15 protein-coding genes and 1 pseudogene are annotated in these 14,819 nt (G+C 31.8%); 4 read left to right on the forward strand and 12 right to left on the reverse strand.

Annotated features, from left to right (window positions below; translation table 11 throughout):
• Window positions 1-251: 251 nt before the first annotated feature.
• Both AB1282_RS03560 and AB1282_RS03565 read left to right on the forward strand, forming a co-directional pair.
• A complete protein-coding gene (locus AB1282_RS03560; protein WP_429898476.1) occupies window positions 252-677 on the forward strand; it encodes a hypothetical protein in 426 nt (141 codons plus the stop codon).
• A gap of 16 nt (window positions 678-693) precedes the next feature.
• A complete protein-coding gene (locus tag AB1282_RS03565; protein ID WP_429898477.1) occupies window positions 694-873 on the forward strand; it encodes a hypothetical protein in 180 nt (59 codons plus the stop codon).
• Between the two features lie 80 nt (window positions 874-953).
• On the opposite strand, the gene AB1282_RS03570 is transcribed toward AB1282_RS03565, so the two are convergent.
• The 5 genes from AB1282_RS03570 to AB1282_RS03590 all read right to left on the reverse strand — a co-directional run bounded on the left by AB1282_RS03570 (window position 954) and on the right by AB1282_RS03590 (window position 6,413).
• Window positions 954-2,225 (reverse strand): ABC transporter substrate-binding protein, encoded by a 1,272-nt coding sequence (locus tag AB1282_RS03570; protein WP_056465363.1) that lies wholly within the window; start codon window positions 2,223-2,225, stop codon window positions 954-956.
• Between the two features lie 129 nt (window positions 2,226-2,354).
• The gene (locus AB1282_RS03575) at window positions 2,355-3,185 is read right to left on the reverse strand and encodes a carbohydrate ABC transporter permease (protein WP_056465365.1); all 831 of its coding nucleotides are present in this window, start codon (window positions 3,183-3,185) and stop codon (window positions 2,355-2,357) included.
• Window positions 3,185-4,120 (reverse strand): carbohydrate ABC transporter permease, encoded by a 936-nt coding sequence (locus AB1282_RS03580; protein ID WP_056465368.1) that lies wholly within the window; start codon window positions 4,118-4,120, stop codon window positions 3,185-3,187. The genes AB1282_RS03575 and AB1282_RS03580 overlap by 1 nt, the downstream gene beginning before the upstream one ends.
• 220 nt (window positions 4,121-4,340) lie before the next feature.
• Complete coding sequence (locus AB1282_RS03585; RefSeq protein ID WP_429898478.1) at window positions 4,341-5,534, reverse strand: hypothetical protein; 1,194 nt, start codon at window positions 5,532-5,534, stop codon at window positions 4,341-4,343.
• An 18-nt stretch (window positions 5,535-5,552) separates the two neighbouring features.
• Window positions 5,553-6,413, reverse strand: a complete 861-nt coding sequence (locus AB1282_RS03590) for a YiiX/YebB-like N1pC/P60 family cysteine hydrolase (RefSeq protein ID WP_056465372.1) — start codon at window positions 6,411-6,413, stop codon at window positions 5,553-5,555.
• 205 nt (window positions 6,414-6,618) lie between these two features.
• On the opposite strand from AB1282_RS03590, the gene AB1282_RS03595 reads away from it, so the two are divergent.
• Window positions 6,619-7,970, forward strand: a protein-coding gene (locus AB1282_RS03595; protein ID WP_429898479.1) for an IS3 family transposase whose coding sequence is annotated in 2 segments (ribosomal slippage) — window positions 6,619-7,066 and window positions 7,066-7,970 — 1,353 coding nt in all. Because the reading frame shifts where the segments join, the coding sequence is not laid out codon by codon here.
• Between the two features lie 82 nt (window positions 7,971-8,052).
• Here the strand turns inward: AB1282_RS03595 and AB1282_RS03600 are convergent.
• Window positions 8,053-8,397 (reverse strand): DUF805 domain-containing protein, encoded by a 345-nt coding sequence (locus AB1282_RS03600; protein ID WP_429898480.1) that lies wholly within the window; start codon window positions 8,395-8,397, stop codon window positions 8,053-8,055.
• A 259-nt stretch (window positions 8,398-8,656) separates the two neighbouring features.
• Between AB1282_RS03600 and AB1282_RS03605 the strand changes: the two genes are divergently transcribed.
• The gene (locus tag AB1282_RS03605) at window positions 8,657-9,055 is read left to right on the forward strand and encodes a VanZ family protein (RefSeq protein WP_056476425.1); all 399 of its coding nucleotides are present in this window, start codon (window positions 8,657-8,659) and stop codon (window positions 9,053-9,055) included.
• A 53-nt stretch (window positions 9,056-9,108) separates the two neighbouring features.
• Here AB1282_RS03605 and AB1282_RS03610 read toward each other — a convergent pair whose 3' ends face one another.
• From AB1282_RS03610 to AB1282_RS03635, 6 genes and pseudogenes are all read right to left on the reverse strand, one after another.
• Window positions 9,109-9,450: a DUF805 domain-containing protein gene (locus AB1282_RS03610; RefSeq protein ID WP_056476422.1), complete on the reverse strand. Its 342-nt coding sequence runs from the start codon at window positions 9,448-9,450 to the stop codon at window positions 9,109-9,111.
• Between the two features lie 164 nt (window positions 9,451-9,614).
• Window positions 9,615-10,529, reverse strand: coding sequence for a hypothetical protein (locus AB1282_RS03615; RefSeq protein ID WP_429898481.1), 915 nt, complete (start codon window positions 10,527-10,529; stop codon window positions 9,615-9,617).
• Window positions 10,530-10,745: 216 nt separating this feature from the next.
• Window positions 10,746-12,020, reverse strand: a complete 1,275-nt coding sequence (locus AB1282_RS03620; RefSeq protein ID WP_429898482.1) for an extracellular solute-binding protein — start codon at window positions 12,018-12,020, stop codon at window positions 10,746-10,748.
• A 15-nt stretch (window positions 12,021-12,035) separates the two neighbouring features.
• Window positions 12,036-12,149, reverse strand: a pseudogene (locus AB1282_RS03625) (carbohydrate ABC transporter permease); the annotation flags it as partial.
• A gap of 146 nt (window positions 12,150-12,295) precedes the next feature.
• Entirely contained in the window at window positions 12,296-13,240 is a 945-nt protein-coding gene (locus AB1282_RS03630; RefSeq protein ID WP_056476415.1) for a DMT family transporter, read from the reverse strand.
• Window positions 13,241-13,401: 161 nt separating this feature from the next.
• A complete protein-coding gene (locus tag AB1282_RS03635; protein ID WP_429898483.1) occupies window positions 13,402-14,562 on the reverse strand; it encodes an SH3 domain-containing protein in 1,161 nt (386 codons plus the stop codon).
• Window positions 14,563-14,819: the final 257 nt, after the last annotated feature.

A 14,819-nucleotide genomic window follows, 5' to 3' on the forward strand; every position in this document is an offset into this window, starting at 1 on the left:
GAAACGTTTGCACTTCTATTATTAGTTTATCAAAGATAAAGAGCGAATAACACCCTTATACCATTTAAATAATTCCTTAAGTTCGGGACCTTTTGAACTTTTAGTTTACCGTTGAAAGATATCAAATCAAATTTTAAAAAAATTCATATATATTTCATTTTATTTCCAAGAAACCCTCCATTTTTTTGTTAGTCTTATAATGATTCTATTGCGGAAACTATTCAGTATTAAATTGAAAAAGGAGATTTTTTTTGAAATTATTTAAAATTAATTATTTGTTAATGATCGTAATAGTTATGTTTCTGATTAGTATACCTTTTTTAAACGGTTGCTCCCAAACTACTGAACTTTCTATTAAGCAAAATCAAAAACTAGCTAAAACAGAAACAAATTGGACTAACGACTTAGCTAATGGAATTTATCTTAAAGAATTAAATAAACAAGAAGCAATTCTTTATGTTAAATTAAAAAATAATAAACACTTTTATTCACTAATCGAGGTTAATGTTGATAAATTTAATGATAAATATCGAATCAATATTGAAGAACAAAATGCTGTACAAGATTCTGAAGTAACAGATGAATATTTTGGTGAATTGAAGAGCGAAATTCCTTTCAATGAATTAGAAGTCTATTTAAACGGGAAGAAAACTACATTAACAATTATAAAAAAATAATAAGGTGAGTAATGCTATGCTTGATGAAATGAGAAAGTTCGAAAATGGATTTCCTGACGGAGTTTATGTAGAACCAAACTGCACAAGTGAACCTAAAGTAAAGGTTAAGGCATTGTATGAACATTGTAGGAAAAGAGGATTAAATCCTAAAGATTTGACAGAAAAAGAAAGAGAACAGTTTCTTGTTTATGAATGAGAAAAAGAAAACCCACAAGGATTAATCCTTGTGGGTTGCCTTAATCTATGGAGGTATTTTAGGGAAGCCTCAAATTAAGATTATTTCTTTAATTTCATCCAAGTATCTTCAAGAGATTTTAACATTTCGTCAGCAGATTTTTGCTTTCCAACGTAAGCTTGCATTGATGCACCAAACTCATTTGTAGCTCCATCTGGGTATTTGAACCAGTTCCAAGATAATGTTTTACCTTCAGCAGAGTATTTTTGTAAGTCGTCTGCGATTGGTCCTAAGTTTTTACCTTGAATTGTTTTTAACGCTGGGATAAACTTGAATTTTTCTACAATGTATTTTTTACCTGTGTCAGAAGTAACCATCCACTCTAAGAATTTTTTAGCTTCTTCTTTGTTTTTAGAGTTTTTGTTAACTACCCAGTTATTTGGTACACCCATTGGTAATTTGTCCATAGCTGCTTTGTCATCGTTGATTGGAATTGGTAATACACCTAAGTTCATGTTTGGAGTGATTCCATCAACCATACCTTGAATCCAGTTACCTTGTTGGATCATAGCAGTTTTACCTTGAGCAAAGTTAGTAACTTGAGTGTTGTAATCTGTTGTTAAAGGATTTTTATTTCCGTATTTGATTGTTAAATCAAACAGTTTCATAAATTGTTTGAATTTCTCGTTGTCTTGAATTTTCACTTTACCAGAGTTAACGTCAGCCATGAATTTATCTGGATCTTGCTGTTGAGCGAAAGGAATATTTAATAAGTGAATTCCTAGAATCCACCACTCACCATATCCAACTGAGAATGGTGTGATACCTGCTTTTTTAAGCTTTTCAGCTGCTGCAGTTAATTCGCTTAATGTTTTTGGTGCTTCAGTAATACCAGCTTTTGCGAATAAATCTTTATTGTAAATAAAGCCATAACCTTCAGTGTTCATTGGCATACCGTAAAGTTTGCCATCAATTGTCATTGGTTTTTCAGTTCCTGGATATAAGTCTTTTACCCATGATTGATCAGAAAGATCTTCTAATTTATCTTTCCAAGTTACTGCTTCTTGGAATCCACCGTTGTTAAAGATATCAGGCTCATTACCTGAAGCAAATTGAGCTTTTAATGCAGCACCGTAATCAGCACCGCCACCAACAGTTTGAATTTTAACTGTTACGTTTGGATTTTCCTTATGGTAATCCTTAGCCATTTGTTCTAAATCTTTCGCAATCTCAGCTTTAAACTGGAATACGTTTAATGTTACTTTTTTATCCTTTGAATCATTTGAACCTTTGTCTGAAGATCCTCCAGAACATGCAGAGAATAACATTACTGATGTTGTTAATGCTGCTGCTACCTTTAGCATCCTTTTCATCCCAAAAACCCCCGTCTCAATATTCTTTATTTTGAATACGCTTTCATTATACATTCAAAAACAATCAATTATAGATAGCCTATATTGACATGATGGGTGGAATATATTGATAGCTTCCACCCAATCACCCTATTTAATTGAACCGCTTGTAATACCTTTAATAATATGTTTCTGTGCTGCAAAGTAGAAAATTAATAGTGGTGTAATACCTAAAACAAGTCCAGATAACGCTAAGTTCCACTGTTTTGTATATGCTCCAAAGAAGTAGAATGTAGCAAGAGGAATTGTTCTTAACTCCATATCTCTTAATACAAGTGATGGTAATAAGAAGTCATTCCAAATCCATAACGTATTTAGGATAACAATTGTAACCGTAATTGGTTTTAATAGAGGAAAAACAACTTTCCAGAAAACCATAGTCGGTGAACATCCATCAATAATTGCTGCTTCCTCTAACTCAATTGGGATTGTTTTAATAAATCCATGATATAGGAAGATTGATAATGCTGACCCAAAACCTAAATACATGATTACTAATCCCCAATGACTATTCATTAAATGAAGTGTACTTCCAACTTTCACTAATGGGATCATGATTGATTGGAACGGAATAACCATTGTCGCTACAAAGATAAAGAAAATGATATTTGAAATTTTACTTTTTGAACGAACTAGTTTATAAGCAGCCATCGAACAGAAAAAGACGATTACAACATTACTAGCAATTGTCACGATTAACGAGTTCATTAGCGCTTTCCAGAAATTCATAACTTCAATTGCTTGTTGATAGTTTGTAAAATCTAAGCTCTTTGGAAGCGAAGATGTATTTTGTAAAATATCAGCAAATGATTTAAATGAGTTACCTAACACATAATAAAACGGAACTAAGAAGATGAGAGCAAGTATAATTGCCGCTATTTCTAATATAAAAGTAAAGCCTGTATATCGTTCTTTTAGCATTATGCCTCAACCTCCCTCTTCTTCGTAATGTAAACTTGAATTACTGAAATTAATGCTACGACTACGAAGAATACAATCGCTTTTGCTTCACCTAATCCATAACGGTTATTAACAAAAGCTTCCGTGTAAATGTTTAAAGCTAACATCTCAGTAGACTTAAATGGTCCACCATTAGTTAATGATAAGTTTGTATCAAACACTTTAAATGACCATGAAATTGTTAAGAATAAACAAACTGTTACAGCTGGTGCTACCATTGGAATAATGATTTTGCGTAACACTTGGAATTTATTTGCACCATCAATTTGAGCTGCTTCAATTAATTCTTGTGGTACACCTTGCAGAGCCGCTACATAGATAACCATTATGTAACCTGCACCTTGCCAAACTGCCACGATGACAATTGCCCAGAACGCACCTTTTTCTTCACCTAAAAGTGCTCTTTGTAAAAAGTCTGAATGTAATAATTGTCCAATAGAAATTAAACCTTTATTAAAAATGAACTGCCAAATGAAACCTAATAATAATCCACCGATTAAATTTGGAAGGAAAAAGATTGTTCTTAAAATATTACTAGTCTTTAATGCTTGCGTTACGATTAACGCTAAACCAAAACCAATCACATTGGTTAAGATCACAGCGAATAATGTATATTTACCGGTTAATATAAACGAATGGATAAAATCCGTATCTTTCGTAAAAATGTATTTATAATTTTCAAGTCCGACCCACTTAGCAGAATCAGCTACACCATCCCACTGAGTAAATGAATAGAAAAAGCCGATTAAAAATGGCGTTAACACGATCGCTGCAAAAACAATACTTACTGGTCCTACAAACGTAAGATAATTTAAAAAATCTCTTAATTTTTTAGATGACTTCTTTGTCTTGGCATCTGATAAATTTGTATCAATCACTTTTTTCGTTTCAATCATCTGTAACACCTCCACTATCATCATAAAATACCTCTCAAGTTGTGAAAACGTATTCATTTGAACAGTAGGGTGGAATATATTGACTAGATTAATTTTGATGACTTTAAATTTTAGATAAAATTCGAAAGTTCCACTATGTTTTTTAAGGGGACTAGCTATTTTTTATAAAAAAAAGAATCTCCTATTGAAGATTCGCAGTCACAAATTAGTTAATATTATTTTAAATCCGTACAATAAAATCAAGCAGATGACCATACTCAACCGGAAATTCTACTTTTAAATCCAAAGTTTTATTATCTAATATTAATACTTTATAACTCTCTTCATTATTAGATAAAACATATATTTCTTCCTTATCAATATCTTGATAAATAAACTTGTAATTATTCTTATTATTTAAATAGCTCTTTTTTAATGGCTCGAAAGTTGGAACTGGTTCAAATGTAAGGAGTCCAAGTGTGTTCCCATATTCATAACTATACAAATTATATAATGCAGTTTTTTCATTAATCATTATTGGTCGAAATTCCTGATAATAATAGAGATCCTGCTTTTGCAGATTTTTAAAGGGTTCAAAAACTTCATATTTAATTTCATTATTATACACATACAATTTTCCTGTATCACTTACTATATAGACATGATCTTTAGTTGAATAAACAGGAAATAAGTCAACATCGTTAGATTCTGGTGATTCGTAATGAATTAATTGATTTTCTAAGTCTATAATACCAATCCCAGGATATACTTTTATCTCCTTTTCATTAACTTCTCCACTCGTTCCATAAAATATCTTATTTTTAAAACCTAATAAGGGTGTCCATTTAGGCTCATATCCATATTCAGTTTCGAAGCTTTTTTCTGATGTATAATTTGAAATAGACATATTGAAATCATTTGTCTTTTGATCAATATTTTGATCACCTGTTTTATGAGAGGCAATTGTTTGAAACAAAGTGTCTTCACCATAATGTTGAATATGGTCTACTCCAACAGGATATTTAAAATACTCAAGATTTACTTTATCGAACTTTCTTTTTGTCATATCGTAAGTAAAAAAATAGTTATCTATTGAAGCGTCTCCAAAAAATGATATAAATAATTTATTTAAGTTATTTGGCTTTTGATGAATTAACATTCTGCCAAAATCACGATCCTTAATTGCGTATTCTCGAACAATTTTACCCTTTTTAGTCACTTCTTTTACAATGGTAGATTCTTGTGAAACCCTTGGGTCAGCTGGATAAAATAATAAAAAATTCTCTTTTTTATCGGAATATTTTGGTTTGAAATTTTCAATTCCATTGATTATAGTACGGTTTTCATACTCTGTATTTCTAAAAATTGAAAATGCTGAAATAATTATTCCTGCGATTAATAGTACCATCAATAAAAATGTAGATTTTCTTTTCATAGTATCACCTGATATTTATTACAAATTTCCAGGTAATGTTTTTCCCCAATTTTTAATAAGGCGAACATTGGCGTCAGCAATTATATCTCTAGGGAGTACCGCTATAACTCCGTCAATAGTATAAGCATTTGATGATTGTAAATTATAGCCGACATGATTCCACATTGCATTTGTTAACTTAGAACAATACCATGCATTAGTAGACCAAATTGATGTTTTTAGAGCATATGGCTCCCCTTTCTGTTCTAAACCAAATTGAACAGCTTTATTTCTTTCGGTAGCTGTTGCATCTTTACCCAGTTTAGTTGTTACTTTATATTGTTTAATGCCGCTAGCCCCACTCCACAATTTATCCCTGTTCCAATGAAAAACTTTTGCTCCATTATTTTTTGTTCTAGCTGCTTCAATTACAAAATAGTCTTTTGTTGATAATACTGCAGTATGTCCTGTTAATGATTTATCTCCAGCAGCATTATTATTACCTATCCCATAATAAAGAATATCACCATATCGCCAGCTTTTTGATGCTCGCAGCATATTTTTATTACTGTATTGCTCTACTTTTAAATCTAATTCTCCAAGTTTATCAATCAACTCGATATGAACTTGTGTATTATAAAAGTTATCTGAATCCAAAGATTTTAAATAATCTTCAATTTCAATGTGTATTTGATTGACCTCATTAAAAAAATTTTCCCTACTATTAAATTCAATGCCAACATCTTTTTCTAATAAGGTATTTACTTTAGATAGTTTTTCTTCTAATCCATACTCAATATCCTCCAAAGTGGAATTACTTTTTTCTTGTGCATTTGTGCTAATTGGCACCGTCAAAAAAGCTGTGCATAATAAAATACTTAATGTTTTTTTGAAATACACAATATATCCTCCTCTAATTTTTTTTTAGAAACTTCATTAGAAGTTCCTAATAAACTTAGCTTAGCAAATTTATCCATCATATTCTGTTTTACATTTGACGAAGATTAGTACAAAATTTAACAATCTGGTGAACGCAAAAAAACCGCCCTCATATGAAGTGCACCCCAAATGTTAGACACGACTAACATTTGGAGGTGCATTTTTTATGACTAAATTTACTACTGAACATAAATTAGCGGTAGTTATGCGTTATTTAGAAGGTAAGGAAAGTTTTCGTTCTATTGGTAAGTTATTTGGAACGTCCCATGCTGAAGTGAGAAACTGGGTAGCTCAATATAAGGAAAATGGGATTAATGGCTTGCTTAAAAAGTCATATACAAGTTATTCGGTACAGTTTAAACTAAACGTATTAAAGTATATGAATGACCACGGGACGTCACCGAATGAAGCAGCTGCAATTTTCAATATTCCTTCCCCTAGAACGATTCGAAAATGGAGGACTCAATTTGAAACACAAGGACAAGACGCCCTAGAATCAAAGAAAAAGGGGCGATCTTCCATGAAAAAAGAAACAAAGAAAACAACTCCACTTAAAGGATCAGTAGAAGAGCTTCAAGCTGAAATAGAACGTTTGCGCATGGAAAATGCGTATCTAAAAAAGTTGAATGCCTTAGTTCAAAACAAGGAAAAATCACGAAACAAGACAAAGTAAAAGTTGTCTATGAATTAAGGCATGAGTTTTCGTTAAAAGAACTTCTACTGCTCGCCAGTATTCCGCGTAGTACGTTTTATTATTGGATGAAAAATCTAGAACGTCCTGATCCAGACACTGAGATAAAAGTAATGATAAAAGAAATTTATGAGGAACATGAAGGTCGTTATGGCTATCGTAAAATTCGAGACGAGCTTACGAATCGTGGTTATAAAATAAATCATAAAAAAGTTCAACGACTCATGAAAGTACTAGGGATAAAATCACTTGTAAAGGTAAAGAAATATCGCTCTTACAAAGGTGAAGTGGGTAAGGTTGCGCCTAATATTTTAGATAGAAATTTCCAAGCAGATAAACCAAATGAGAAATGGGTTACAGATATTACTGAATTTAAATTATTTGGAGAAAAGCTATATTTTTCACCTATGTTGGACTTATATAACGGTGAAATAATTGCTTATACAATTGGTTCACGTCCAACTTATTCACTTGTATCAACTATGTTAGAACAGTCTCTTGAACGTTTAACAGATTCCGATATACTACTAATTCATTCAGACCAAGGCTGGCACTATCAAATGGAAAAATATCGTACTACCTTAATTAAACGTGGTATCACGCAGAGTATGTCACGAAAAGGAAACTGTTACGATAACGCAGTAATAGAAAGTTTCTTTAGTATCATGAAATCTGAACTACTTTATCTAAAAGAATTTAACAGTGTTGAACACTTTAAACAAGAACTAGCTAAATATATAGATTACTACAATAACAAACGAATTAAGGCAAAATTAAAAGGCATGAGCCCAGTAAAATACCGAGTTCATGCCCAACAAGCTGCCTAATTGAAGTAACCAGTCTAACTTTATGGGGTCACTACAATATAAGGCGGTTTACATCTTATCCCTTAAAACTAACCTTCAAAATTTAATACTTAGGATTCTCCCCAAATCGATTATCTCCCTCTTCACTATCCAAACAGAAGAAAATAATAAGAATAATCGTACCAATAAACGGAATTATTCCAAGTAACAGCCACCAACCACTTCTACCTGAATCATGTAATCTGCGAGCTCCTACTGCTAAAGATGGCAATATCGTCAAAAGACCATAAATTCCAGTTAATATATTATCGATATCCGCAATGCTTTGTAAAATTGAAAGTATAATAGTGATAATGGCATTAAACAGGAAAAACATCCAATACTCTGTTCTTCTAGCTCTTCCGCTGAATACTGCGTAATTCTTTAATACTTTTAAATACCATTCCACGATGGATCCCTCCCAAGAAGTAAATACGGTACATTTAAGTCTATTCTTAATACCTAGCTAACATTATTAATTTTTAATAATAGGACAATCTATTTTGAATTAACACAAAAAACCGCCTAAAATTAGGCGGGTATTAAGCTTAAATTATCTCGGTGTTAGGCCAAATCGTCATTATTTAATGAAAAGTTTATTGAGGAAATACAAAATTATTAATGTATAATAACTTATTATTAATTAAAACATTTTTGGGAGATTTATTTTGAAACCTATTTTCATAAAACTATTACTGTTAATTTTTTCACTTGTGTTTATTTTTAGGTTTACTTTTTTTCCAGTTCCTTCTTTAGGAATAGGTGTTTCTGAAGGTGGATTAAATTTAATCCCATTAATTAAAATGTTTAATGAGTTTAGCAGCGTTAAACAATTTATAGTTAATATTTTTGGAAATATCCTTCTATTTGTACCATTTGGGTTTATTTTGACTTCAATTAAGAGAACAAAAAAAGTTATACTAATTGGCTTATTTTTATCGGTAAGCATAGAAGTTGTCCAATTTATGATGTCTTTTAGAACATCAGATATAGATGATGTTATCTTAAATACTTTAGGGACATACATTGGGTATAAGATTTCGAAGATCAATTTATTTAAGAAATAATATGGTACATTAAGTCTTTTCCTAATACCCAATGAATATTATTACTTTTAATCTTATCTTGGAACTGGTCCAAAACGATTCTCGTGATTTTCACTTTTAAAACAAGCAAGTATTAATAAAATAATTGATCCTATAAACGGAATTAAACTAATTAAATACCACCAACCACTTTTACCAATATCATGTAATCTGCGAACACCGACTGCAATTAGTGGCAGCAAGGTAAGCAAACCATAAATTCCTGAAATCATGTTATCTGTATTTGCAAAGTTATCTAATATACTAAGTAAAATAGTAATAATTGCATTAATTAACATGAACATCCAAAATTCAGTTCGACTCGCTCTGCCATGAAATCCTACATAATTCTTTAATACTTTTAAATACCAATGCACAATTGATCTCTCCTAAGAAATTATTTTATCCAAAAGCTAGTGTATACTTCCTTTTTAATATTCCCATTAGAAAATCAAATCTCATATTTCTTATTAAAAAAATAAAATAGATCAGTGCACAATAAAAAAAGGAAGTCCAAATTTGGACTCCTTCATCAAAAAACTTACTTATTAACATGTGTTAATGTCGCACCATACGGAGTTACATCAAAGAAGTCTCCATAACCAACAACAGTTCCGCTGCCGTTCGCAATTACTGATTTTCTTGATTTCCATGAATCTCTCCATTGTTCATTTACATCTGCAGCACGACGGTTAACGATAATATTCATTTTTTTCGTTTCGATTTGTTCTTTTGTCATGTTTTTTGTATCAATTTTTTTAAAGTCATCTAGTATTAAATTTTTTGTTTTATCCGATATTGCACCACTTTGAACAAATATATCAAACATTAATGCATATCCTCTTTTTGTCCATAATCCGAATGTCTTGTAATACTTTTCTGCTTGATCGAAGTACCATTTTGAAGCATTTACTTGTTCATCAATACATTCTTTACTTGTACCTAGATTTTTAAAGTAAGTTTTCCAAGGCTCTACAACTTGGTATTTATTATTAGGATCAGTTATTGAATTTCCCCAAGCTACCTGTTCTTTTGTCGTTTTGTTCATAATTACATTTTTAAATATATTATAAGAATCAACGTCTCCATTGAAAGCTTTTAGGACAATATCATTATGATTTGCGAACATATTTTTCATAATTGGTTGGATCGTTTCTGTTCCAAAGTTTTCTTGAAGCGCGCCAAAAGATAGACCGGCACCGTCGAAATTACCACTTGTTGCACCAAATGCATCAGATCCAGATGATGATGTTTCATACCATGAAGTGATTTCAAGTGCCATCTTTTTAACTGATTCATTTGCTGGAAGCTTCACTGGAGCAATCGTTTGTGTTGCTGGCTTCTTTGTCGCAACTTGTGGTTTGACAACAGTAGCAGCATTCGCTGGTCCGACTACTGTTCCTAAAGAAAAGACAATCGTAGTTGATAAAATAACATTTTTAATCGATTTTTTCATATTTGATTACTCTCCCTTACTATTAATCTATTTATCTAGGTTAAACTCAGGAATTTCATTTATTTTCATAACGTTAATTACTATATCACGATAATTAAATCGGTTCATCACATAAAATCTTCCAATTGATAATCCATTGATAAAATCATTATACAAAAAAACAAACCTCACTCGAAATTATTTCGAAATAAGGTTTGCCTTAAATTTCTTCTTCGATTACTGGTTTTTTAGCTTATCCCAAGAATCCTGAAGCGATTGCAGTAATTGCTGTGGATTTTTTTGTCCTCCAACATAAGCTTGCATTGAGGCACCAAATTCGTTTGTTGCACCATTTGGATATTTAAACCAGTTCCATGAAAGTACTTTTCCGTCAGTTGAGTATTTTTGAATATCGTCAGCTATTGGTCCTAGGCCTTTTCCTTCAATTGTTTTAACTGCTGGAATAAATCTAAACTTTTCAACGATATATTTTTTACCTGTATCAGAAGAAACCATCCAATTTAAAAACTTCTTCGCTTCTTCTTTGTTTTTTGAATTTTTGTTAACTACCCAGTTATTTGGTACACCGACAGGAATTTTGTCCATTGCGTTTTTGTCATCATTAATCGGCATTGGTAATAGACCAAGTTTCATATTTGGCGTAATGCCATCAATCATACCTTGTGTCCAGTTTCCTTGTTGCATCATAGCTGTTTTTCCAGATGCAAAATTTGTAACTTGCGTATTGTAATCCGTTGTTAATGGATTTTTATTTCCATATTTAATCGTTAAATCAAATAATTTTATAAACTCCTTAAATTTATCATTATCAGAGATTTTTACTTTGCCTGCATTTAAATCGGCGATAAATTTATCTGGGTCCGGCTGTTGTGCGAATGGAATATTTAATAAATGAATTCCTAGAATCCACCATTCACCATATCCAATTGAAAACGGTGTAATGCCAGCGTCTTTTAATTTTTTTGCTGTTGCATCTAATTCAGTTAATGTTTTTGGCAATTGTGTAATACCAGCTTTATCAAATAAATCTTTATTATAAATGAATCCATAGCCTTCTGTGTTCATAGGCATTCCGAGTAATTTCCCACCAACTGTCATCGGTTTTTCGGTTTCTGGATATAAATCCTTCACCCAATCTTGATCCGACAAGTCCTCGAGTTTATCCTTCCAAGTAACGGCCTCTTGGTATCCACCATTATTGAAAATATCGGGTTCATTTCCTGATGCAAATTGAGCTTTCAATGCTGCTCCATAATCTGCACCTCCACCTACTGTTTGAACCTTTACCGTAACATTTTTATTTTCCTTTTGATATTCCTTTGCTAAAGCCTCTAGATCTTTTGCAATTTCAGCTTTAAACTGGAAAATATTTAATGTGATTTTTTCACCTGCACTAGGCTTTTTTGTTTCTTGTTTTTTATTATTACATCCAGTAAACAACAACATACTAGTTGATAAAACGGCAATCGACTTAAATAATTTATTATTCATATGTTCCTCCTTACCTTACTTTATAGAACCACTCGTAATACTACGGATAATTTGCTTTTGGGCATCGAAGAAAAAGATCAATAATGGCATAATGCCTAAAACTAATCCGGCAAGTGCTAAATTCCATTGTGGAAGCATCATCTACAACTGTTTCAACTGCTTTATCAATCTTTGACAACTATGTACCTACCCTCACAACGATTTACAAAAAAAAGCAACTCCACATTATTATTAAAAAGTGGAGTTGCTTTTATTCGGGATGCATTCTATTCGAGTCAAGACGCACTCTTCATATGAGTGCTGCGTTGATCCTTTTGATAATTCACAATGATAATACCTGACGTAACCATAATTAAACCAATAAATACAAGATAAGATAACACTTCATTCAGCATAATTGATGATAAAATTACACCAAAAACAGGAACTAAGAATAAGTACATTGATACTTTTCCAACTTGGTTGTATTTCATGACATTGTTCCACAGAATGAAACCTACAGATGAAAGTATCGATAAATAAACTAACATGCCAAACGTTTTTAAATCAAAGTGGAACGGTAAAAATCCTGCCGTTAAACCACCAATTAATAACAATCCAATCGAACCGATCATCATTTGATATGCCGTTAAATAGGCAACATCCACTTTCTTTGCAGCTTCCTTAGCAAGTACATTACCATATCCACCAAATGCCATTGCAAACAATAATAAAATCTCGCCAATTCCTAAATGTAAAGAAAGCGTGCCCTTTGTAATATTCACAATAATCACACCCGCAAACCCTACTGTTACACCAAGAATCTTACGCAAGTTTAAACGATCATTTTTATACATAAAATGCGCTGCTAAAAGTTGAAAAAACGAAGTCGTTCCGGCAATAATCGAGCCTTGAACTCCCGTCGAAAAACTCAATCCAATATAAAACAACACATATTGTAAAAACGTTTGAAACAAACCTACTTTTCCTACTACAAAAAAAGTATCTCGCTTAAAAGTTAACTTTCTACCAATTATCGTAAAAAATATTAAAATTAATAATGAGGCCAAAAAGAAACGATAACCCGCAAAAATCATTTGCTTCCAAATTTCATTCTTCTCAATATGCAAGTGCTCATAACTTAGCTTAATAAACGGAAATGCGCTTCCCCATAAAAAAGTTGTAATAACCGCTGATGCAATCACTCCCAAAGGATGTGTAAAAAATCTCTTTGCAGACATTGTTTCCCTCCATAAGCCTTTTTCTCTCTATAGAATACAGTTTATTCTATCATCAATAGGGCATTCCTTCTATTCGTTTTATTATAAGAAAGTCCTAAAGGTAAAGACAATTGTTGAGAATCTTTATAAAAGTAATTTATGAGGAATTGTACTTAAAATTTTTATGATTTTATTCGCTTATACCCTAAAAAATGCTTTTGCCAATATGGGTCATTTAGATTTGAAATTGTAACACCTTTACTGGTACCGGCTTGAATAAATTCATTTTGATTTAACATAATCCCCATGTGTGATGGTCCATATGTGTATGTATTTTGAAAAAATATCAAATCACCAGGCTGTGAAGTTGTTACTTTTTGGAATGAAGTATTGTTCTGCCAATAACCTGATACATTTGTTCTTCCAAATGGCTTACCATTTTCCTTAAGGACATAATAAATAAAGCCACTGCAATCAAAACCAGTAGGCGATACTCCTGCCCACTTATAGGGAACACCTAAAAATTGTTTTGCAAAAGAAATCATATTTTGCTCATCAATATCGCTAGTCGAACCATTTGATTGATCAATTTCTTTTTCAGTATATCCAGCACTTATATAACCGATTTTTCCTTGATAGTTTATTTTGCGCCAACCATTTGAAGTTGAAATAACGTCTAACTTCTGCATTTTTGTCGCACTTCCTATTATATTGTAATTCGTTCCCGCACCTGAGCGAATATTTACTCTGGCCCCAGTTACAATATATTTAGTCGTATTGTATACTGGGTTTTCATCTTCAATATTCTTTTGTTTCTGAACATAAGTGCCACTTATGTAGCCAATTCTTCCTTGATAAATAATCTTGTACCAACCATTTGCGGAAGATTTAACATCTAATTTAGCATTCTTATTTACACTTCCTAAAATACTGTAATTCGTTCCTGCTCCCGAACGAATACGTACCCCGTTCCCGGTTGAGATATAATAGGAAGTATTGTTTTCTATTTTTTCATTTTCAACATTACTACTTTGTTTTTTAACATAAGTACCGCTTATGTAGCCCATTCTCCCCTTATAATTAATCTTATACCAACCATTTGAGGAAGAGATGACATCTAATTTAGCATTCTTATTTACACTTCCTAAAATACTATAATTCGTTCCTGCCCCTGAACGAATACGTACTCCGTTCCCTGTTGAGATATAGTAATCCACGTATGAGATCGATGCTTTAGGTTGATTTACAGTTGTACTTTCTGCATCCGCTTCTAATAGATCCATAGAATTAATACATGAAACAGATCCTATGATTGCAATTGATTGTATAATTTTTTTCTTCAAAATCTTCACCAGCTTTTATTTTTATTTATATTTGCTATACTTTTATGAGTTTGAAATAGATGAATTAGCTTTTAATGTAGTAACAAATATGTATTTATGTGCTTACTGTATAAATATCGGTTGGATGCTTAAAATTCTTTAATGAACGTCAAAAATTTTATTATTTGATAGAACCGGTAAAATTTAATAGGGCAGACTGAATTCCTGTCCACCCCACACCTACATCTAATTTCACAACTCGATCACATCATTAAAAT

The organism is Gottfriedia sp. S16(2024), from assembly GCF_050473765.1.
GTDB lineage: Bacteria > Bacillota > Bacilli > Bacillales > Bacillaceae_G > Gottfriedia.